Genomic DNA, 23035 nt, shown 5'->3' with positions numbered 1-23035 from the left:
ACGTTCGCAGGCAGCAGAAGATTTATATCTGGCTGTCAGTCCGGTAGTTATTTCTGTCCCGGTTCTCCACTCAGGTCCGACTTAAAACATATCGTTTTTACTGCCATTTAAATAAAGAGTAGCCTTGCATGTCATTATTATCAGTTTTAAAGTATCCGGATCCCAAATTGAAGATCATTGCAATGCCCGTCGAACATATTTCACCGATAACCCGGCAATTTATTAAGGATATGATTACCACTATGTACGGTACATCCAGTGTAGGTTTAACAGCAACCCAGGTTGGTGTTCACCAAAGGATTGCTGTAATTGATGTCCCTGAATCGCTGGTGCAACCAATAGTATTAATTAATCCGGTAATTGCTGAGAGTAAGGAAGAAAAAAATATCACTGAGGAAAAATGTCTTTCTATACCAGGAACCAGTCGTTTTGTATACCGTGCAGAGAAAATAAATGTCACCGCTCTTGATGCTTTTGGGAATACAATAAATTTTAGTGCAAGTGGTACTCTCTCGATCTGTATACAGCATATGATAGACCATATGAACGGGATTCTATTAACTAAGAGCCTATCTCAATAGGACTTTATTCCAGACGATAAGACCACAGGCAAAATGCAACATAGCCTCGTAATTTTCGGCCTTCTTTTTCCATCGGGTCAGAACCCGGCGAAAGCGATTCATCCAGCTATGAGTCCTCTCAACGCCCCAGAGAGGGGCTTTGAAGTCCCTGTTTTTACTGGCGTCAGACTCCTCTTTACGGGACTGAATATGTGGCTCGTAACGGCGACTCTGCAGATACGTTTTCAGCCATCCAGCTTCGTAACCTTTGTCCAGACAGAGCCTGAGTTTCCCCCCGGATGCCCCGCCTGAAGGGCATCGAGCGTATCCGCAACCAATTTGATGTCGTGCGTGTTCGCTGCTGCGACGACCAGCGACAGAGGAAGCCCCCTGGCGTCCGTCAGCAGGCTGCGCTTTACACCTTGTTTCCCTTTGTCCTTAGGATTGCGACCTGTTTTTTGTTCCTGACAGCGGCGATTTGGTCATACAACCGTCCATCGACAACCAGGACCAGTCAATGCTGTCCAGATGCTCGCAGGCAAGCAAACCGTTCTGCCAGAAGCGCTCAAAAATGCCTGAATCGTGCCACTCCTTAAAGCGCCGGTGTGCAGAACTCGATGAACATATCCCGGTGGCGTTCAGACAACCAGTCCTGAGGAAGAAGAATATGGCATCCATGGCAGCGCGGTTATCAACGCGTTTCCTGTATGTATCGAGTGGATGGCTGGTTTTGTGCTCAGGGATACCCGGTCATTTTTTTAGGCTCGATGCAGAAAAACAATGAAGTTTCAATTTTATCATTGCAAGCCTTTCATTCACTAAAACTCCTCGGCCAATCCGAAACTGGTGACTGTAGTAATTTCTTACAGGCTAAGACTTGCAGTAACTTGAAGGTAAGGGGGAGGATGATAAAAATTCATGAAGATCGCACTGAAATAATTCATTAAATCGGTTATTGAGTTGGATTGGCGCAAAATAATTAAAAATGTCTTTAAAACATAGCGTTATCCATTGAATAACATCAGACCACTAAAATGGCCTGATGTAAAGGATGCTAATACCTATCTCAGGCATCAATAGTGATATCACCGGCAGGAATGCACTGGCATGTCAAACATGCACCCTCATCAGAGGGTTCCACACCATTCAGATGCTGCACGTTCCCGGCAATCACCTTAGTTGAACAGCTTTCACATTGTCCAACACGACAACCACTAGGCATTTTAATCCCAAGTTTTTCTCCAAAATTCAGCAGAGTACCTTTATCCGTGGTCCAGATCTCTTCTCTTCCTGATTTTGCAAAAATTACTTTATGACGTAATGAGGGATCATTATTTATTTTTGTCGGAGAACGAAATATCTCGTAGAAAATAGCAAATGCAGGTACACCTCTCTCCTGAAGCCCTCGGGATATCGCATCCATCATAGGCTGCGGACCACACATGTAATAACGAGCATTATTCTCAATAAGATATGCCTCGACATCTCCCGCACCAACATAACCAGCTCTATCATAATCCAATCCTGGAATATCACAGTCGAGGGGCTGGTTGTAGATATTAATTACTTTAAGCCTGTCAATAGACGCATTTAGCTCCGCAATTCTTTTCTTAAACGCATGTAGCCTACTATTTTGATTAGCATAGAAAAGCCAGATTTCCGGACCTTCCGCTTGGGGGTTAATAGACTCCAGATAGGAAATGAATGGAGTAATTCCAATACCGCCAGCAAATATTACGACAGGCTGGACGGCATTGAGCGGGACAATGAAATTCCCCCCAGGAGGCGTAAGTTCAACATCCTTGCCTATCTGCAAATGCGTGTTTATGTAGGATGACATTATTCCTTCTACATATTCACCTTTCTCATCAGTCGCTTTCTGATGACGGACAGAAATGGAATAGGTTTTACGGTCATGAACAAACGCAGGGCCTGTCAGCGAATACGCCCGGGTAACGATCTCTTCAGAATCGCTCATCGGACAACAGCTAACAGTGATATGCTGGCCCGGTTCATAATCAGGTAAGTAGCCTTCACTATTCGATTGGAAGGTAACTGTCGTAACATTATCTGCTTCTTTTTTCAGTTCAATGACTTTGAATGTTTTACGACCTTCCCAGGGGCGTCTTATCAGCTCAAAATCATTCAAGCGGCGAATGCGGCAGCGGAATGAACGCAAAGGTAAAGCACCGCTGACTGGATCATAGCTATCACCGCTGATTAAGCTATTGTAATTGCTACTGTACTCACCTTTAACCGGGTATGAAGGTTTGCCAAAATCAGGACAAGCCTGCCACCACCCAAACTCAGCAATTACAGTTTCATGAGAGAGTTTGGCTTCCACTTTTGCTCTAAATCGAGCAAGACCTGCTCTCGTTTCAATTTCTACCCAATCCCCCGTCTTGATACCTTCTTCGTCAGCCAGAGCTGCCGAAATGTCTACCGTTGGATAAGGTGCTTTTTTTCGTAGGCTAGTCAGGCTTCGATGTTGGCTATGACAGAAGAATCCGCTTTTAACGGATGTCAGCATTAGTGGATAATCAGGATCGTTGCGCTGGTATTCTTGCGGCTGTACATACTCAGGTAAAGGATTGTAACCATAGCGATGAAGGATCTCAGAGTAAAACTCTGCACGTTTTGTTTCTGTATTGAAACCTGCCAGATATCCACTATTTGGGTCTCTGAAAGCATATTTTCTGACTTTATGCTCAAGCGGGATATCGTAACCTTCTGGCTTATTTCTGAGCATCTCAACAGTCAAACCTAATGGTTCTAGTTGATAATTCCAGGCTGCCTCAATATTGCCGTCGAAGAACGCTTCATTCATTCCTAACCGGCATGCAAGATCGAAAACAATCTCAAGGTCGGAACGGCTTTCACCGCGCGGAGAGACCATTTTTTTTCTCAACTGAATGTGGTCCTGAGCAGCAGCACTACTTTCAAACCCGGTTCTTAGGCCTTCGCGCTCCCAGGCAGTGTTTACTGGCAGAAGGATATCAGCATACTTTGATGTAGGCGTTTCAAACAAATCTACATGGGCATAAAACTCAAGTGCCTCAAGCGCCTGTTGTCCGAGAGAAGTATCACTTTGTGAAAGTAATATGTTGGCACCAAAGCCAATTAACCCGCGAATTTTATAGGGTGTACCTTCTAATACTGAATGCCAGATATCCTGAGAATGAACCCAACCTTGTGAAGGCGGCCCGATAGGCCTTTCTTCAAGACCTAATGCTTTATCCCATTGTGATTTTGGCATCAGTGTCGGTGAATTAACCACATTCACCGGGTGGCTGGCATAGATTCGATTACATCCTTCCTGATCGAAACAACCGGTTAAAGCATACAGTGTCGCAATCGCACGTTCTGTTTGGGTGGCATTAGTGTGTTGTGCCACTCCAGACCAACTGTGGTAGGCGATTTTCTTGGCCCCGGCAATCAAACTCGCAGCGGCTTCAATTGATGCAACAGATACCCCGGTGATACGGCTTACGTTTTCTGGGTCATAATTAGCCAACATATCTTTAAAAGATGAAAACGCCGTTTGGCAGGAAATTTTTGCACCATCAGCTATTGCAACTTCAACATTACCCTCAAGTGCAGCTGTAGGCGTCAGCGTTTCTTCAGTTCGAGTCTCGGAATCGATAAATGTGACTTGCTGGTTGTGTTCGTCCCAAACTGTATAGCGATTACTGATGGCAAGTGGGTTAATATCTTTTTCCCGAAGAAAATAACCATTATCATTTCGAACCAACAAAGGACCATTAGTCCAGTTTCGAACAAACTCATGATTAAACAGGTTTCTTTCTACCAGGAGATGGCTTAACCCCAAAGCTAATGCACCGTCAGTTCCAGGATTGACATCAAGCCAGGCATTTGCTTCTTTCGCTAAAGGTGTCGGGCGAGGATCCACGACGATCAGTTTTGCACCGTTATTTCGACCAGTACCAATCGCACTAGCCTGGGCAAGCCAAGTATTCGCGGGGTTATGCCCCCAAAGAAGGATAAGATCGGCATGGGAATAGTCAGCAACAGGGATGCCGCAGCCAAAGGTCCATCGATGTGCAACGTCTTTATGCCAGTTACATATTTCAGTTCCATAGCTGGTGTTTGGGCTGCCATAGATACGAACAAATCGCTCTAACCATTCAATTGCATCGCTGAGGGGGGTACCGCTTGGGCTCGTAAAACCGAAAGCGACAGATTCAGCTCCGTTCTCTCGTTTAAATTTTTCCAGTTGTCCGGCTATCGTTGACATAGCCTCTTCCCAACTTATACGTTTCCAGCCCGGGTTCTCGGCACCTTTAGGATGGGTTCTCTTCATCGGGTACAGAATTCTATTTGCGCTGTCCACCAGCTCAGGTGCCGCTTTGCCCTTCATACACATGGCCTTACCATTAGGATGTTCAGGGTTGGCCCGTACCTTGATCAGGTGGTCATTTGCTACTTCATTCAACGTCCCGCAACGCGAACGGCAAAGTGTGCAATATCCGGGAATAATATCTGACATTGTAAACCTCACTACTAAAAACAGTTAATATATTTTAAAAACCACATTGCTTTCTTTTCACCCAAGAATTACTAACCCAATTAATGTTAATATCATCTTGTTTTGTGGGCGTAATTTCAGTTGAAATTACTGTCATATATGGGTAGCGGCTAAGTAATTTCAGGGCCAGAATCTGATTCCTGCAAACCGTTAACATCTGCAAGATACAGTGCACGCAAAATAGGGCATTCAGGCTTATCATCCCCTGCACAGCAATCAGAAAGCGTTGTAAGTATTGATGCCATACGCTGAAATTCTTGAATTTTTACAGTCAACTCGCGGATGTGTGACTCGACTAATTTTTTCACATCAGCGCTTTGGCGCGAATGGTTACCCCAAAGACAGAGAAGTTCTCCTGTTTGCGCCAGAGAGAAACCTAACTCCCGACATCGACGTATAAAATGCAATTTGTACACATCAATATCGCTGTACATCCGATACCCGGCTGCAGTTCTTGCAACTTCCGGTATTAATCCCGCCTCTTCGTAATAGCGGATCATTTTGGCGGAAACTCCGGATAACCGGGCAGCATCACCAATGTTCATCCTTACCTCCCAAAATGTATTCTGTTAATATCAGATCCAGTTTCAAATGACGTCGTTTCTGACACTCTTACCTTGCATACGTAGTGATACGGTTACCGTTTGGCTCATCAAGACTTAGTCGATATCCAGCCTAGACCTTCCCGTGGTGGTAAGGTCAAGAAAAAAATCATCAAGATAAGCTGTGTAAAAAACCAGATGTGACGAACATACTCATATCCCTTATGACCACATACTTAATGACTCAAAACACTCTTCTTTGGGTTTAGAAAGGATGGTTTCTCTAGTGGCATCATTTTTATATTCACCAACACTCACTAATTCCCATGATTCGACATCATTCAACAGTGCAAGCATCAACTTATTATTTAATGCATGCCCTGACTTATAAGCATGGTAGGCGCCAATAATATTATGGCCTGATACAAAGAGGTCTCCAATCGCATCCAGTGTTTTATGTCGCACAAGTTCGTTATTAAATCGCAGACCTTCCGGATTCAGAACGCTATATTCATCAAGCCCTATCGCATTGTTCAAACTTGCCCCTAACCCAAGACCTTTTTGTTGTAGAAGTTCTACATCACGAACAAATCCGAAAGTTCTGGCATCAGCAATCTCGCTAATATAGTTTTCTTTCGACACTTCAATATTTAATCTATTAGTCTCAGCAGAAATCAAGGGATGCTTAAAATCAATCATAAAATCGATCGAGAACTTTGAGTCTGGATGCAAAAGAGCCCATTTGTCGCCATCTTTTACGGAAACCGTTTTTTTTATCAGAAGATATTTTTTTAGCGCACACTGCTCTATCAAACCAGCGTGCATTATTGAGTCTATGAATCCTCTGGCACTCCCATCGAGAATGGGAAGTTCTGGAGCATCGAGCTCCACCAAGAGGTTATCAAGCCCCATGCTAGACACCGCAGAAAGGAAATGCTCGATTGTTGAAACTCGAACTCCCTGAGGGTTGATAATGCTTGTTGCCAGCATAGTGTCATGAATCTGATCGGCACGGAGCTGAATATCAACAACAGGAGTTACATCTGTTCTACGGAACCGTATGCCACTATCGGCACCAGCAGGCATGATTTTCATGTTAACGGTTTTACCGCTATGCAAGCCAATACCGTTTAATTCAACAATATTCTTGATAGTTTTTTGCTTGATCATGGAGACCTCTGTTTGCTCTAGCGACTAGGCAGAACGTCCGCAACAAGGTTCCATTGATGATTCCCCCTATTGCTCTGTTCATCGTCCTCGCTACTCTCGACTTGGTTCCATTAAAAACCATGAAGTTGATATAGGGTCAAGATTTTATACGATATACACATCAAGCATCTTGCATGAGTCGCACTGACTGACCCGGGTTAGTTACCATCATATTCTTTATGGTTGAGACCATACGGAAATCAGTGAATTAAAAATATTTATTCATCCAAAACACAAATGGTTTTAAGAAAGCCTAATGCCCTTCTTGTAAAATTATTCAAGATAGTCAAGTATGTTTTTTATATTGTCAATTAAGGCGACATGCAGGTCAGGGTCATCACATTCATCTGAATGGCAATAGGAAATATGTTGAAGTATAATTCTTTTTTTGAATTCACTAACTGTACACTCCAACTCATACACCGACCGTACGATATCAATACAAGGTTCATCATCGATTAAAAAATCCTGCATTTTATTATACTTATCAGTCAGATCTTCTATCATAGAAATTAATACGGGGTCATTAACTAACATTGGCATATCTCTCCTCATAATCTGAAAGTAAAGATGGACACAGCGCTGATAAATTCCAATTCCCTTGCTTGCGGTACCGACCGGGAGGAAGATGAAACTTGTTTTTAAAAGCTCTCGTGAAAGTTTGTTGCGAATTAAAACCATACTGAAGTGCAATGTCTAGGACTGTTCTGGAAGTCAATTTCAGATCAATCGCAGCACATGATAATCGACGAGCACGAACATATTCACCCAGCGCAACACCGGTCGTCTGTTTAAACAAACGTTGAAAATGCCATCGTGAATACCCAGACTTCTCAGCAATAAATTCTACTGGCAAGGTTGTATTCAATGAACTTTCAACCCACTGCAAAATATCTTTGACAACACTTTCAGAATATTTCCTGGTGTCCATTCTCTCCCCCCAAACCATATTCTATGAATATATTCAAACCAGAATACGGTCTCTGAGTCTGTCATCCATGAAGAACTCAGGGACCCAACTCTTTATTTTCGTAATAACCTCAGGCCATTTGCCACAACCAGAAGACTGGCACCAACATCAGCAAATACAGCCATCCACATAGTTCCCATTCCCATGAGCGTGAGTACAAGGAATACGGCTTTAATACCTAGAGCGAGGCTGATATTTTGCACGAGTAAGCTGTACGTTTGTCGGGATAATTTTACAAAGGCTGGGATTTTACGCAGGTCATCATCCATTAAGGCTACATCTGCAGTTTCAATCGCCGTATCAGTACCCATTGCGCCCATAGCAAAACCGATATCAGCTGCAGCCAGAGCCGGTGCATCATTGATACCATCACCAACCATCCCAGTGATTCCAATCCGTGAATGCTCTTCAACTGCACGATGTTTATCTTCTGGCAATTGATTCCCTCGAGCCTCATCGATTCCAACCTGAGATGCGATTGCTTTAGCTGTATGTGGGTTATCACCAGTCAGCATAATAGTTTTAACGCCAAGTTCATGAAGTTGTTCAATCGCTTCACGGCTGCTGTTTTTAACAGTATCAGCAACAGCGAACAACCCAAGCACTTGCTTACCATCATTGAGTAAAATAACTGTTTTACCCTGGCTTTCCAGCCTTTGTACTGTTGCTTTAATCTCTGATGGACAATTAAAGTGTTCTTCAGTCAAACGCAGGTTACCAAGGTAAAAATCCTTACCTGTAATCGCGCCATGCACACCTCGCCCAACAATCGCTTCAAAGCTGTCAACATCCTGCTTTTTCAAATCAGCAGAAGCATTCACAATTGCCAGTGAAACAGGGTGATCAGAGTAACTAGCGAGACTAGCTGCAGTAGTACGAACTTCACGCTCGCTCCACCCATTGAATACCATTACGTCGGTTTGTACTGGTTTCCCATAGGTAATAGTTCCTGTTTTATCCAGCGCAAGGGCTTTTAGCTTACGTCCCTGCTCAAGATAAACACCGCCTTTAATGAGAATCCCTTTGCGAGCAGCTGCAGTAAGTCCACTAACAATCGTTACTGGCGTAGAAATAACCAGGGCACATGGACACGCAATGACAAGCATAACTAAAGCTTTATAGATCCACTCCTGCCATGTTCCTGCCCCAAACAATGGTGGCAATACAGCAACCGCAACAGCAATACCCATAACGACGGGGGTATAAATCTGGGAAAAGCGGTCAACAAAACGTTGTGTAGCTGCTTTGGCGCCTTGCGCCTGCTCAACGGCATGAATGATGCGAGCAAGGGTTGTATTATTTGCAGCTGCAGTGACTTTATATTCAAAAGAGCCTGACTGATTTATTGTTCCAGCAAATACAGCATCGCCCGCAATTTTATCGACAGGCATACTTTCACCTGTAATTGGAGCTTGGTTAATGGTGGTTTGGCCTTTGACGATTTCTCCGTCGAGACCAATTCGTTCACCTGGTTTTACCCTGACAATACTGCCCGGTTGTACGCTACTGGCGTCAACTTCCTGCCATGTTCCATCAGCTTGTTGGACCATTGCAGTTTCAGGAGTCAGGTTCATCAGGGAACCTATTGCATTTCTGGCTCTATCAAGTGATTTGGCTTCTATCAGCTCGGCAATGGTGAATAACACCATAACCATCGCCGCTTCTGGCCACTGCCCAAGGACCAAAGCCCCAGTAACGGCAATACTCATTAGTGCATTGATATTCAAGTTGCCATTGCGAATCGAAATCCAACCTTTTTTGTAGGTTGTCAGACCACAAGAAAGCACTGCTATCAAAGCCAACCCAGCTTCTAGCCAGTCAGGCATATCAGCCCAGTGCATCACTTCGGCTGCAAGAGCAGCTACGCCAGCAAGAGCTAATGGCCACCAGGGCTTTTTTTTCTCCTGGGTATTTTTCTTGCCGCTAGTATTATCAGAGACTTCTGGCGCGAATCCCAACGAGCGAATTGCAGCCATGATAGCTTCAAGCGAATCCGGTGTATGGGTTACAGTCAAAACACGCTGCATCAGGTTGAAATCAAGCTCTTTAACAGCGCTCATTCCACCCAGTTTCTTTTTGATAAGATTTTCTTCAACAGGACAATCCATCTGCATAATGCGAATTTCTGTCCGTAATCCACCAGCCACAACCTGCGAGCCCCCTAGGCTACTCAATTGTTCTGGAGCAGCGGAGCAACAATCCCCCTCATGGCCGTGATCGTGGCCTTCATGAGAATGCTCTTGCGCGGCATGAGCATGGTTACATCCCTTATGATTATGCTCATCATGCGAATGCCCTTCGCCGCCATGGCTATGGGCATCATGATTATGGCCTTCATGGTTATGGCCTTCATGGTTATGACCTTCATGGGAATGATCATCACTGCATTTCTTGTGATTATGAGCCTGCTGATCATGTGCATGATCATTTGCTTTATGTGATTCACCAGTATTCTTAACCCGGAGTCCTGTCCCTAAATTGAACGTTTCACAGCAACTAGCCGCTTCGTCTCCTGCAGGGTTTTTGCTATTTTTTACACCACCACTCATTTTCATTGCCTCATCTGTTAACTATACTGACGATTAAAGACCCTAATCTAACTAGAGGGTCAAGCGCATAAGGGGGGAGGCATGAAAATTGGTGAATTGGCCCGTAAGGCGGATTGTCCGGTGGAAACTATTCGGTACTATGAGAAAGAAGGATTACTTCAGGCTCCATTAAGAGATATTGAAAATAACTATCGCCGTTACAACAATACTCATCTGGAAAAGTTATTATTTATCCGACGCTGCCGCTCTCTTGATATGACCCATGAGGAAATACGTGCATTGCTACTGGCAATGAATAATCACGGTAAAGACTGTGGCCCCATTGATGCAATAATCAGTGCCCATCTCACTCATGTTCAGCATCGTATTAAAGAATTAATAGCCCTGGAAATACAACTCAAAGAACTTAATAACTATTGCAGCTCAGACCGGAGCGTGGACGAATGCGGGATAGTACAGAAATTGACTGCTGATGAAGAGAATGGTGATCTTCCTTTAACCGTACCAACTGACCACTTGGGGGGTGTGCATTAGTGGTGTGCGCTTATAAGTTGATTAGACTGATGGCGTAACACAAGCCCATACAGCTTTGTGCTACGCCATCATGCCCTTAAAATAAGGGGTCAGGCTTTTTCCATTTCGTTACCACGAGAACGACGTTGCACTGCCCCTTCTCTCTTACCGGGATGGCTTTTAGCATCAGCGGTCATTAATGTCTGGAGTATTGGGCATTCAACTCGCTCATCCCCAGCACAGCTTTTGATCAGAGCTCTGAGTGTATCTGCCATTCGTCGCATATTTTCCATACGTCGCTCTAAATCATCCATATGCTCTTGTGCCAGACGTTTAACATCGGCGCTCTGGCGAGATTTGTCATTCCATAACTTGAGCAAATCGGCTATCTCTTCAAGAGAAAAACCAAGATCGCGCGCACTGCGGATAAAAATCAGACGATGGACATCATTGGGTGCATAATCACGGTAGCCCGCTTCGGTACGGCCAGTAGCAGGAATCAGACCAATTTGCTCGTAATAGCGAATCATCTTTGCGGAGATTCCTGATTCGTTCGATGCTTTACCAATGTTCATAGCTCCCCTTTTCTTAGTGCTCAGAGTCTTCTGCCAGCGGAGGCTGGAACCGACGCAAACGAAGTGCGTTGCCCAGGACAAATACACTGGATAGCGCCATCGCGCCTGCAGCAAAGATTGGTGAAAGCAGCAATCCATAGGCAGGGTACAGCAGGCCTGCTGCTACAGGGATCAATGCGGCATTATAACCAAACGCCCAAAAAAGATTTTGCCTGATGTTACCTATGGTTGCCTTAGACAATCCAATAGCATTAGGCACACCCTGTAGGTTGCCGGACATTAAGACAACATCAGCAGATTCCACCGCTATATCGGTACCTGTACCAATTGCAAGCCCAATATCTGCCACGGCTAAAGCTGGGGCATCATTAATGCCATCACCAACATAAGCGACCTTACCGTAAGACTCCTTCAACCGACGAACTGCTTCAACTTTCCCTTCTGGCAACACTTCGGCAACCACTTCATCAATACCAAGCTGTCTCGCAATCGCATTTGCTGTATTGGCATTGTCACCGGTAATCATTGCGACTTTGAGCCCCAGTTGGTGCAATGCATTTATGGCAATCGGCGTACTTGATTTAATAGGGTCAGCGACTGCGATAATGGCAGCCAGACGTCCATCAATAGCAACATAGAGTGGCGATTTTCCTTCGTTTCCAAGGCGTATCGCAGTCTTTGAAAAATACTCGATATCCAAGCCTAACTCACGCATAAATCGATCGGCCCCGACCTCTACGCGCTCTCCGTCTACGGTAGCCCTGACGCCCATCCCAGTAATTGAATCAAACTCAGTCAACGCTGGCAGCGATATCTCTTTTCCTAGAGCAGCTTCAACGATAGCGCGGGCAATAGGATGTTCCGAACGTGATTCAACAGCGGCAACTTTTGCTAATACTAAGTCAAGCTCAAACCCTTCGGCCAACTCCAGGTCTGTCATTACTGGGCGCCCTTCAGTCAAAGTACCTGTTTTGTCTACAGCGACAACCCTGGCATCTTTAAGCAACTGCAGAGCTTCTCCCTTACGGAACAAGATCCCCATTTCTGCACCACGCCCAGTACCTACCATGATAGAGGTTGGGGTAGCCAATCCCATTGCACATGGGCAGGCAATGATCAATACAGCCACGGCATTAACCAGTGCGAAAGACAGGGCCGGTGATGGCCCAAATGTTAACCAGGCAAGGAAAGTTAACAACGCTGCCAGCATCACCACAGGAACAAACCATAATGTCACCTTATCGACCACGGCTTGTATAGGTAGTTTAGAGCCCTGGGCTTGCTCTACCATTCTGATTATTTGTGACAACATCGTCTGGCCACCAACGGCTGTTGCACGCAACCTCAATGCTCCTTTCTGGTTAACAGTCCCGCCAACCATTAAGCTTCCGGGAACTTTCTCGACGGGGATAGGCTCCCCCGTTATCATCGATTCATCGACAAAACTTGTTCCTTCACTCACCTCACCATCAACAGGTATCCGCTCACCTGGTCGAACTTCGATAATGTCATCAAGGGCTACATCACTAATGGGAATATCGATGACAATGCCGTTACGCAGCACATGCGCCTCTTTGGCCTGCAATCCAACCAAACGCTTGATAGCCTCAGACGTTCGACCTTTAGCTCGCGCCTCCATAAATCGTCCTAAAAGAATAAGAGCGACGATTACCGCAGCAGCTTCGTAATACACATTGACGGTACCTTGAGGCAAAAGACCTGGAGCAAAGGTCGCAATCATTGAATAACCGAATGCAGCGAGAGTCCCGACGGAGACGAGAGAGTTCATGTCTGGGCCAAGTCTTAATAACGCGGGAATACCTTTCAGGTAAAAGCGCCGCCCCGGAATAGCCAACACCAGCAATGTTAATACAAACTGGAGATACCAGCTTTCCTGGAGCCCAATGGTATCCATTATCCATTGATGCATTCCCGGTATCACATGCGACCCCATTTCCAGAATAAATACTGGTAACGCAAGTACGGTCGCCAGAACTAAATCTTTCTTCAACGCAACCTTTTCAGCATCTTTTTTTTCTGCGGCACTATCATTATTCTGGCTTTGGTTATCAACCAGGCTGGCTTCATAACCGATTTTTTCGATAGCAGTTATGAGGTCATCAACTCCTGCGGTTCCACGTACAGTAGCTCTTTCAGTCGCTAAATTAACAGTGGCTTCTTTTACACCTTTAACCGCTCGGAGCGATTTTTCGACACGCCCTACGCATGATGCACATGTCATGCCCTGAACTGATAACTCTACAGAAGCTTGAGGAACCTCATAACCAACCTTTTCAACTGCTTCAACCAACGCCATACGATTAACGAATGCATTTAGGCGGATATCTGCACGCTCTGTTGCAAGGTTAACGCTTACGTTTTGTACGCCTTCAACCTTAGCCAGAGCGGCTTCAACTCGTCCAACGCAGCTTGCACAAGTCATTCCCTCAATGGGCAAGCTGACTTGAGTTTCACCATCATTAGAATGCTGTTTTTTTTGAATGCTCATGATGTATTTCTCATCGTTATGGTCAGATAAAGAACAACCTTAAGGCTTACCATCGTGGGAAGGTCAAGCGCATTATTTTGAACATGCCGATGCCGTGGAAGGAATGGATATAAAAACCCTTTACATGAACACATATTCATATGTTATATTGAAGGCATCATGTATAACCAACCGCTTGAGGCCCTATGTCACAATCACATGATCACGAGCATGACCATACTCCAGCAGTAACCAGTGCAAACGAGCGTAAAGTCCTTATCTCCTTCCTCATGATATTCACATTTATGGTGGTCGAAGCTGTTGGAGGGATACTTTCTGGCTCATTAGCATTGCTGGCAGATGCAGGCCACATGCTTACAGATGCAGTAGCTTTGGCGCTGGCTTATGCGGCATTCCGTTTTGGCCGTCGAGCTGCTGATAGCAAACGAACCTTTGGATATTTGCGATTTGAAGTCATCGCGGGATTCTTTAATGCCCTGACACTCTTCGCTATTGTGGCGTGGATTGCATATGAGGCATGGGAAAGGTTACAAGCTCCACCAATTATACTGGCAGGCCCAATGCTGATCGTTGCCATTGCAGGATTGTTGGTCAACATATTGGTATTATGGATCATGACCCGTGGTGAGACCGATCATGTTAATGTCAAAGGTGCTATTTTACATGTGATGGGTGATCTATTGGGTTCTGTTGGCGCTATTGTCGCCGCTATTGTCATTTACTACACGGGCTGGACACCGATTGACCCAATACTTTCCGTTCTTGTCGCAGCACTGGTTTTACGTAGTGCCTGGAAATTATTAGCAAAATCGCTGCACATCCTGTTAGAAGGAGCGCCTGAAGATGCCTCCCCAGACAAGGTGGAACAGAGACTAATCAGTTCTGTTAAGGGCTTAGCAGCCGTAAGTCATATTCATGTCTGGCAAATAACCTCAGGTCGGACGATGGCAACACTGGAAGTAAGAGCCAAGGAAGATGTGGACGTAAAAGACGTTGTGAAGCTTGTAAAACAAGAACTTTATGAGCAGTTCAAAATAGAACATGCAACTGTGGGAATCGACTGGAATTACGATCAAAACGATAATACATGCAGCCTTTCACCGACAAAACTGCGTAACGAACACGAACACGAACACGAACACGAACACGGAAAAAAGCATAACCATTCTAGTCCAGGCCACAAACATTAATCAGGCCTCTGGTGATGCACTATCAATTTAGGAGGGAGAATCATAATGTCCAGCACATCAGATTGCGGCAACATACAAGACTGTTCCGCGACAGATCATGTCGCGGAGCCAGATCTATCAATGCTCTCGCAAAACGACATTGGGCAACTTTCCGAGATTTTCCATCTACTGGGGGACCAGTCAAGACTACGAATCCTGCTTTACTGTATGCGTGGTTCGGTCTCTGTAGGCGACATTGCTGAGTCGCTCCAGTTATCACAATCTCTGGTCAGTCATCATCTGAGGTTGTTACGAAGTGCAAGGCTTGTTCGCGGAGAGAGAAAGGGTAAGTACATATTTTATAGCATAATGGATCACCATGTAAGTCATGTTCTTCAGGACATGGTATTTCACATAGCTGAAGAATAACCCGAATGAATTTTGATAAGTAGAGCTTGTGTAATTCCAACTCACCTTAGTTTTTCATTACTTTGGTGAGTTGTTTCATCATTAATTTATTAAAACCTTAATAATTAACCTTTTAATAATGAAACCTGCCCCCTTCCCTTGTATGTAATAAATACCTGATGGTTCACTATCACCAGATAAAGCGAAGTGAGCAGGCCACCTCATGAAGGAGAAACCTTGCTTTGCAAGCTTATTGAATAGCCACGGATAATCTAGTTTGTCTGCTTCGTGCCAAAAGCGGACATTGCTACATCACAATGCGTTATGGTCAACATCAGAATGCAGCCCTTGTGTTGTGACGTGTAGTCTGGCCTAAACGCAGTTGCACTACATTACCTCGTGGGGTCAGCGACGGCCCCGTTTCAGTTCACGTACACAGGGATCATACTCATCTGCATAGCCACCAAAGTCATGGCTGGGCATGAAGTACCACTTTTCACCTTTCCAACCAGCGATCCGGGTGGTCGGTTTGGTTTTATTCAGAACAACAATACAGACGCCGACGGGAGACACTGGAGGAAGAAGTCGTTGCACCACACACTCACGATTGCCCACATCAATCCAGTCTTTGACGTGAATTTCAGGATGGTTCATTGTTTATCTTCATGTGATGGAATTGCTTACCGTAATGCATCCGATTACCGTGCAAGATCATGTATCCTGTCGCCTTCCTGCTCCCTTGAGGTGGCGCTGCCTTGGTACAGTCAGCACTCTGAATGTCAGGCCCAGCCGCGAGGCCGGAAGCTCATCAGGTCGCTGCGGTAGGGGAAAACGGTCCGGGTAACAGACCGTAATCGCCTGCTGGTGGTTATTGGCCCTGACTGGAGCCGCACTGAAAACTGAAGCGCATTAATATACTCGCGCCTCCGACAGGTCAGGCAATTTCTTCCAGCGCATCGTCATTTGCCGGTGGAGGAGGAAGTATAAGCGCGTCGCACTCCCTGATGACATATTCAGGAATGAGATCAAACCGGGCAGGATCCAGCTGACAGATAAATTCATTTTCAATGTGGTAGGTCTCATTCATGAATTTACGTATTACTGCGTTCTCGAGTCCGGTCTGAAGCAACCTGAACACCTGCAGTTTCTCGTAGCCATTACGGCAGAGCAGATAAAGCGCACGTATACGATCCGGGTCGGTGAGCTGAACGAAAGTGGCCTGGTAGTCAAAGCCGGGAATGCGATCGGCGATTGCCTGGCAGCCGAAGGCAACTTTTTCTGCGGACATTTCAGGATGTCCCACTCCCTGCACAACGGGTTCACGGGTGTCGATGGGCGTTTCACGGTGATGAAAAAGGTTTGACAGCACCTGATAGGCATCACCGAGGTCGTCCATAATTTCATAATGTCGGCGAAGATAGATCAACTTGATGATGTCTTCACTATCAGAGTCAGTGACAGACTGGCAGATCTGAGCAAAAGTGCGGATATCACTTTCACCGATGAGCTGCTCGGTGATGCAGCCTGCGCTGTAGTGCAAGTGTGAGGCCGTAACCAGATTACTGAACAGCTTCCTGACGGACTTCAGTGTATCAATAATAGGCTCAACATCGTGAGTCAGCATCAGTACCGTTTCATTTTTCAGGCACTCACCGGTATTGCGGCGAAACAGCATCTCCAGGATGGCAAATTTCTTGTTCTTATCAAACGATGAAATCGGGTCGTCAAGAATGATCAGGCCTGGCTTCTTGGCTAAGCATTCATACATAAACAGAACAATGGCAAAGGCGTTGCGTTCACCGTAGCTGAGATGCTGGCTGCCGCCGCTGACGTAGCCTTCAAAGTCTTCGTGGCGCAGTTTCAGCCGACATTTATCGCCTTCCCCAGTGATATCCACCTGATAACGATAGCCTGCGTAAGCCAGAAAGGTATTGATATCGGTTTTATGCTTGAGGATCAGCTTCTGCATGCCCTGACGCTGCTTATTTATTTGACCCTGCAGGCGTCCGGCCTGCGTCGTCAGGTCGTCTAAAGAGGTATTGAGACTGGCTACGGTGCGGGCCGTTTTATCCGACTGCAGCTCCGGGAAAAACTTCACGTCTAGGCGACAGGCTTCCAGTGCAGCCTTGACGTTGGTTGAAGCGCTGAACGTAAAGCCGTTAAGAGTCTTAAGGGTATTCAGCATATTTATCAGGCTGTCTGTCTGCTTCTTCACTGTCACGAGATATTCTTCGTGCTGTTTTTCCAGCCCACTTTTTAGGGTTGTAATATCAGCGAGGCGGGCACGGGCAGGCTCTGAAAAATATTCGCCGAGTTTATCTAGCACGCCGATCAGGCCGATCAGGTTTTTAATGACAGCCTTATCATACTCCGCGCTGACGCGGCTAATCTGCTCGGCCTTTTCACGGGAGTCGCCAGTACAGAACGGACAGCAGCCGTCGGATAGCGCGGAGAATTTCTCATACCCCCGGGTCTGCCACTCGATCCACTCTACGCTGCTTTTACTTTGGATGTACGGCTTATAAGATTCCAAACCGTCGGGAATGTGCTGAAGCTTGTTGCCAGCGGATAAGCCTTTCATACCGGTAGACGTTTTTGCAATCCCGGTACTACTCAGCTTAAATGCGGCGCTGAGTTCCCCCAGGTGCGTGATGAATTCTTCAAGCCCGACGTTATCAGCAAACTGCTGCCGTATGGCCACGACCATGGCTTCGATTTCGCGTTCTGTCTCGTGATACGCTTCACTTTTGATGAAGATGTCAAAACTATTACTTACTAACTCGTCTGGTTGAAAAGTGAATTGATCGACATATTTTTCATTAAAGCACATGACGTTTTGCAGGCCATCGACACCAGTTACCCTAGGCTGTACTGCATCGGGATTAGAACCACGGTATCTAAACGGAAGCAGGTCGCTGAGACCCTGTTCATCCCCGTTTACCGTACACTGAATCGCGCGGGAAATGGTGCTTTTTCCGGTGCCGTTAGGCGCAAATTTAATATTTAGTTTTTTTTCTGCCAGAGTTATATTTGCTTTATCGATGTTATTACAGCAATTAATTTCAATTTCCATACCTAATCCTTTACGGCAAAGACACTGAGCAGGCCCCGTATATTGCAGGCCCGATTAATTATTTAAGCTGAAGCCAGAACATATAAGCACCGTTTCATTTTTGAGTAAAGCACTCCGGGATTCGCCCTTGGTACCGCAGCGCCGGAGCAGTTGTTTTATAGAGCGTATGTACGGCGCTTGTGATGTATGTCCGCTTCGTGCCAAGAGCGGACATTTGCACCCTCAGTACCCGCACCAGACTAAGCCGGCTCAGCAATGTCGGCGTTGCTGATACTGACAGACGTTATGCCGTTTTAAAGCGACGTTTCCGGTGTATCACCATGAGAGCGACAATTACCGCCACCGCAATTGTCGCGGTCCCCCGGAAGACGACTGATGAATCTCCTAGGATGATTTCCATGAATGATGATAAAAACTGGCCGGAGAATATAGCCATAGAAAGCCAGGCAAGGTTACGTCCCCGGACGCGAGCGTGACTCTGCTCGACTGTCATATGATTCACAAGCGGCACCGACAGACCAAACCCACAACTCATTAAAACCCCGCCAGCGATGTAGAACACTACATTATCAGCGAATGAAAATATGAAATGTCCGGCAGCGTAGCAGCTAAACGCCGTGTACAGATTTCCGTACTCACGTAAACGCGCTATGAGGCGCGGCATCATCGCAGCAGCCCCGACGGCGACCAGTGAGATAAACGACAGAAAGTATCCGGTTTCTGCTGCCCCAATAGCCATGCAGCTAAACACCTGCGGAATGATGATAATGCTGGTGAAGAAGCAAATCATGGACAGCAGGGCTGCAAAAAGCACAGGCGCTAATCGAGTCGCACTCACCGATTCGCTTTCTCCGGCGTTTTCATTCATGTTTTCTGTCCCAGAGGACAATTGTTACGGCACAAACGCCAGCTGCATAACCAGAAGAACCTAGGCAAAAAGATGAAGCAAAAACGGCCACTGCCAGCCAAGGGTTGCAAGTAATCCGCCTATAAACAGAAAAATGACACCGCCCAGCTCAATCAACATTCCCTGCGAAGGTATCATTTTCAGGCAAGCCTGACCGCTATGAAACGAGGAAATCAATCCGGTTCCTGCTGACATGACGATGGCGGTATCTGACTGAAATCTGGATGTATCTTCTTCCAGATCTACTTAAAACTCGTTCTGATAACCATACCGAGAAATAACTGTCAATCCATCCATATCTAGGGTTTGATATAGTAAAATTACCTATATATAGTTTTTTTAGTTTTCATCTCACTTGGACGCCATTTCATGAAAAGTCACGAGTACATTGTGATTTGCGGTTTTAACCGCAGTAAAGTCGGCCGATATATTGCCATTGTTGCCTCAGTTATATCGTTCGTTCTGATTTTACTAGCACTCACACTAATCGAATGGCTGAAAAACTTTCACATTAACAGCCACATACCTGCCTCAGTTTTTTCACTTATTAGCGCCGGTGGGATCTACATGGGGTTGTATACATGGTTTGATAAAAATCTCTGGCATAACACCTACCTCGGGAAATTTTTATGTGTGCCAAATCTTGCAGGCCGCTGGAATGTTGAAGGCCATACCCGATCTGAAGGTGGTAAACCCTGGGAAGGTGAGCTGAGAATTGTCCAGTCATGGGACAAAGTCAGAATTCATCTGAAAACTCAATCATCGCATTCGGATAGTGTGACAGCCTCCATCATTCATGACGAGGGAATTGGTTACCAGCTGCTTTATAACTACCGCAACCAACCCAAGACAGGTGAAGAACACCTGACTTCACATGTTGGATTCGCAGAGTTCAGGTTCGACGACGGACTCAAATCTGCTGAAGGCCATTATTTTAACGGTCAAGGCCGGGCTACTTACGGAACAATGACAATCACTAGGATCGACAATGTCTAATTCATTTAGTGCGCGAATTGAACGCATGAAGTCTCGTCGTAAAGGGACATTCGATCAATTAAACGTAGCCAGAGAGTCAATCAGTAACCAGAGGATTGATGGACTGGAAAACTATGCTTTGCTAGAAGGTTTCCTGGATTTAAATGAAAGTTGGGAAACCAGGGGAAAACAAGATTCTGCAACCCGCTATGTTATAGGTGCCATGCAACCGGTTGATAACCGCTATACCGAAATTTCTTTTGAAACTGCCAAGCGTATTGAGAACCAACTGGTAAAGAAATTAGATCTTAATCTGGAGTTTCGTGTCCAAGGCTCTGTACCACTGGATATTCATATTAAAAGTTTCAGTGATGTGGATCTGCTGATTATAGACACTCAGATGCTTATTTATGATAGCGACGGTATTGGCCGCTACACCCCTACGAACAAAAATGATGGGGATGTCATCCTTGAACTCAGGGATGCCGCTAGGGATGCCCTGAAAGCAACTTTCCCTGCGGCAGATGTTGATGACAACAACGCCAAATCTTTGAGAATAACGGGAGGGTCTTTGCAGAGAGAAGTGGATGTGGTGCCAAGCATCTGGTGGGATACCAAAGAGTACCAACATACTAAAGATGTAGATCAACGTGGGGTCACTATTATAGATAAAAACACACGTCAACGTATCTACAACCTACCTTTCCTCCACATCAAACGAATTAAAGACAAATGCGATCAATGTAATGGAGGATTGCGTAAGTCTATTCGTTTTCTTAAGACACTAAAAGCGGATAGTGAAGCTGAGGGTACTAAAATTGAACTCAGTAGTTATGATATTGCCTCGCTGATGTACCACGCAGATGGTAACAATCTCCGACATAGCCAATACTACGAGCTGGCTGTCCTTGTAGAGACTCACAGATGGCTAAATTATCTTGCACAGAACCCTAATGCTGCAATGCTGCTCTACGTTCCAAATGGCACCAGAAAGATAATTGACAAGAATGAAACTTTTGCCGAATTGCTTAAACTGACGGGAATGGTCAATAGTATTGTCACTGAGGTGCTGCGTGAAATAACCGGCCAGCCTACTGAATATTACACACCCGCCAAAGGAATTTTACTTATAAAACAAGCGGTTTACTAACAGGATGCTATCAAGATCCACTTAATAAGTGGATCTTGAATCATCCGCGACTATTTGCCGGACAGCGCTAGTCATTCCGGCTTAAGCGCTATTATGAGATTTATTTCCAGTTTAGTATGAGTCTCCGTACTAATCGTTGATTGAAGAGACATGAATCGCCACGGATAATCTAGACACTTCCGAGCCGTTGATAATACTGGTTTTCATATTCTGTCGGTGACATCTGATTGCTCGAACCATGCCGACGCTTACTGTTATAAAACATTTCGATGTAATCAAAAATATCGCTGCGGGCTTCTTCCCGCGTTCCGTAGATCTTTTTCTTTATCCGTTCGCGTTTCAGCAACTGGAAAAAGCTTTCTGCAACCGCATTATCGTGACAGTTACCGCGACGGCTCATGCTCCCCTCCAGGCCGTGTGATTTCAGGAACGACTGCCACTCATGGCTTGTGTACTGACTGCCCTGGTCCGAATGAACCAGCACCTGTTTTTGGGGATTACGCCGCCATACAGCCATCAGCAGTGCGTTCAGGACAATGTCCTTTGTCATCCGGGATTGCATTGACCAGCCGATAATTTTGCGTGAGAACAGATCAACAACCACAGCAAGATACAGCCAGCCTTCGTGGGTCCTGATGTAGGTTATGTCCGTTACCCAACGCTTATCCGGAGCATCCGGATTGAACTGTCGCTGGAGCCTGTTGGGCGATACGATACTGGCCTCGCCTTTGCGTGCCCACGGGCTCCGGTACCCGACCTGAGCCTTTATCCCGGCACGATTCATCAGTCGCCAGACTCTGTTCACTCCGCACTGTTGACCGCTATCCCGCAAGTCCAGATGGATCTTGCGATAACCATAAACGCAACCGGACTCCAGCCAGAACTGTTTGATCTGTCCCGTCAGTCTCAGATCTACCTGGTGGCGCTGAGAATACGGTTGCTTAAACCAGGCGTAAAAGCCACTGGGATGAACATCCAGCACCCTGCAGAGCAGACGAACAGGCCAGCAACGGGAGTTGTCACGAATAAAGGCGTACCTCAGTCGGACAGCTTTGCGAAGTACGCCGCGGCTTTTTTTAATATGTCCCGTTCGTCAGTAACCCGCTTCAACTCCTTCTGGAGTCGGCGGATCTCGGCCTGAGCATCTGACTGTTCTTTATTAGTGGATGAGTCCGGACCGTACTTCTTTATCCAGGCGTAAAGGCTGTGGGTGGTGATATCGAGACGTGTTGCAACGCTGGAAACAGAATGACCGCGATCAATAACCTGTTTGACTGCTTCAATTTTAAACTCTTCGGGATAACGTTTACCGCTCATGGGCACCTCTCTTTAAGTCATCTTAAATGACTCCGAGGTGTCTGTTAAACCCGTGGCGATTCA

18 protein-coding genes and 1 pseudogene are annotated in these 23035 nt (G+C 45.8%); 6 read left to right on the top strand and 13 right to left on the bottom strand.

What is annotated here, in order from left to right:
- Positions 1–128 precede the first annotated feature (128 nt).
- Positions 129–581, top strand: a complete 453-nt coding sequence (gene def / locus OGY33_RS05110; protein ID WP_016154430.1) for a peptide deformylase — start codon at positions 129–131, stop codon at positions 579–581.
- On the opposite strand, the pseudogene OGY33_RS05105 reads toward def, so the two are convergent.
- The 7 genes and pseudogenes from OGY33_RS05105 to OGY33_RS05075 form a co-directional block, all read right to left on the bottom strand.
- Positions 570–1304, bottom strand: a pseudogene (locus OGY33_RS05105) (IS5 family transposase). The gene def and the pseudogene OGY33_RS05105 overlap by 12 nt on opposite strands.
- 322 nt (positions 1305–1626) lie before the next feature.
- Positions 1627–5067 carry a molybdopterin-dependent oxidoreductase gene (locus tag OGY33_RS05100; RefSeq protein WP_023302365.1) on the bottom strand — a complete coding sequence of 1147 codons (3441 nt, stop codon included), beginning with the start codon at positions 5065–5067 and terminating at the stop codon, positions 1627–1629.
- A 149-nt stretch (positions 5068–5216) separates the two neighbouring features.
- Positions 5217–5651 carry a Cu(I)-responsive transcriptional regulator gene (gene cueR / locus OGY33_RS05095; RefSeq protein ID WP_023336667.1) on the bottom strand — a complete coding sequence of 145 codons (435 nt, stop codon included), beginning with the start codon at positions 5649–5651 and terminating at the stop codon, positions 5217–5219.
- A gap of 219 nt (positions 5652–5870) precedes the next feature.
- Positions 5871–6818 carry a UDP-3-O-acyl-N-acetylglucosamine deacetylase gene (gene lpxC, locus OGY33_RS05090; RefSeq protein WP_023302364.1) on the bottom strand — a complete coding sequence of 316 codons (948 nt, stop codon included), beginning with the start codon at positions 6816–6818 and terminating at the stop codon, positions 5871–5873.
- Positions 6819–7130: 312 nt separating this feature from the next.
- Entirely contained in the window at positions 7131–7400 is a 270-nt protein-coding gene (locus tag OGY33_RS05085; RefSeq protein ID WP_223175622.1) for a hypothetical protein, read from the bottom strand.
- Positions 7384–7788, bottom strand: a complete 405-nt coding sequence (locus tag OGY33_RS05080; protein WP_071532327.1) for a helix-turn-helix domain-containing protein — start codon at positions 7786–7788, stop codon at positions 7384–7386. The genes OGY33_RS05085 and OGY33_RS05080 overlap by 17 nt, the downstream gene beginning before the upstream one ends.
- Positions 7789–7880: 92 nt before the next feature.
- Positions 7881–10376: a heavy metal translocating P-type ATPase gene (locus OGY33_RS05075; RefSeq protein ID WP_016154432.1), complete on the bottom strand. Its 2496-nt coding sequence runs from the start codon at positions 10374–10376 to the stop codon at positions 7881–7883.
- A gap of 81 nt (positions 10377–10457) precedes the next feature.
- Here OGY33_RS05075 and OGY33_RS05070 point away from each other — a divergent pair, with 81 nt between their 5' ends.
- Positions 10458–10910, top strand: coding sequence for a Cd(II)/Pb(II)-responsive transcriptional regulator (locus OGY33_RS05070; RefSeq protein ID WP_009654812.1), 453 nt, complete (start codon positions 10458–10460; stop codon positions 10908–10910).
- Positions 10911–10999: 89 nt separating this feature from the next.
- On the opposite strand, the gene cueR (OGY33_RS05065) is transcribed toward OGY33_RS05070, so the two are convergent.
- Positions 11000–11464, bottom strand: a complete 465-nt coding sequence (gene cueR / locus OGY33_RS05065; protein WP_016154433.1) for a Cu(I)-responsive transcriptional regulator — start codon at positions 11462–11464, stop codon at positions 11000–11002.
- 13 nt (positions 11465–11477) lie between these two features.
- Positions 11478–13973: a heavy metal translocating P-type ATPase gene (locus tag OGY33_RS05060; protein ID WP_009654818.1), complete on the bottom strand. Its 2496-nt coding sequence runs from the start codon at positions 13971–13973 to the stop codon at positions 11478–11480.
- 185 nt (positions 13974–14158) lie between these two features.
- Between OGY33_RS05060 and OGY33_RS05055 the strand changes: the two genes are divergently transcribed.
- Both OGY33_RS05055 and OGY33_RS05050 read left to right on the top strand, forming a co-directional pair.
- Positions 14159–15163, top strand: coding sequence for a cation diffusion facilitator family transporter (locus OGY33_RS05055; RefSeq protein ID WP_009654826.1), 1005 nt, complete (start codon positions 14159–14161; stop codon positions 15161–15163).
- A 45-nt stretch (positions 15164–15208) separates the two neighbouring features.
- Entirely contained in the window at positions 15209–15571 is a 363-nt protein-coding gene (locus OGY33_RS05050; protein ID WP_016154435.1) for an ArsR/SmtB family transcription factor, read from the top strand.
- Between the two features lie 384 nt (positions 15572–15955).
- Here the strand turns inward: OGY33_RS05050 and OGY33_RS05045 are convergent, their stop codons facing one another.
- The 3 genes from OGY33_RS05045 to OGY33_RS05035 all read right to left on the bottom strand — a co-directional run bounded on the left by OGY33_RS05045 (position 15956) and on the right by OGY33_RS05035 (position 19491).
- Positions 15956–16204 (bottom strand): hypothetical protein, encoded by a 249-nt coding sequence (locus OGY33_RS05045; RefSeq protein WP_016154436.1) that lies wholly within the window; start codon positions 16202–16204, stop codon positions 15956–15958.
- 280 nt (positions 16205–16484) lie between these two features.
- Positions 16485–18623, bottom strand: a complete 2139-nt coding sequence (locus OGY33_RS05040; protein WP_009654821.1) for an AAA family ATPase — start codon at positions 18621–18623, stop codon at positions 16485–16487.
- Positions 18624–18906: 283 nt separating this feature from the next.
- Entirely contained in the window at positions 18907–19491 is a 585-nt protein-coding gene (locus OGY33_RS05035; protein WP_009654820.1) for an MFS transporter, read from the bottom strand.
- Between the two features lie 408 nt (positions 19492–19899).
- On the opposite strand from OGY33_RS05035, the gene OGY33_RS05030 reads away from it, so the two are divergent.
- Positions 19900–20526 (top strand): Cap15 family cyclic dinucleotide receptor domain-containing protein, encoded by a 627-nt coding sequence (locus OGY33_RS05030; protein WP_016154438.1) that lies wholly within the window; start codon positions 19900–19902, stop codon positions 20524–20526.
- Positions 20519–21655, top strand: a complete 1137-nt coding sequence (locus OGY33_RS05025; protein ID WP_009654824.1) for a nucleotidyltransferase-like protein — start codon at positions 20519–20521, stop codon at positions 21653–21655. Before OGY33_RS05030 ends, OGY33_RS05025 begins: the two co-directional genes overlap by 8 nt.
- A 169-nt stretch (positions 21656–21824) precedes the next feature.
- On the opposite strand, the gene OGY33_RS05020 is transcribed toward OGY33_RS05025, so the two are convergent.
- A protein-coding gene (locus tag OGY33_RS05020; RefSeq protein WP_191238548.1) for an IS3 family transposase occupies positions 21825–22972 on the bottom strand; the annotation gives its coding sequence in 2 pieces (ribosomal slippage) (positions 21825–22735 and positions 22735–22972; 1149 coding nt in all).
- Positions 22973–23035: the final 63 nt, after the last annotated feature.

The sequence above is a fragment of the Citrobacter sp. Cpo032 genome, assembly GCF_030332975.1.
GTDB classification, from domain to species: Bacteria; Pseudomonadota; Gammaproteobacteria; order Enterobacterales; family Enterobacteriaceae; genus Citrobacter; species Citrobacter portucalensis.
The sequence above is the reverse complement of the archived record's forward strand: the minus strand, read 5'-3'. Positions and strand labels throughout refer to the sequence as shown.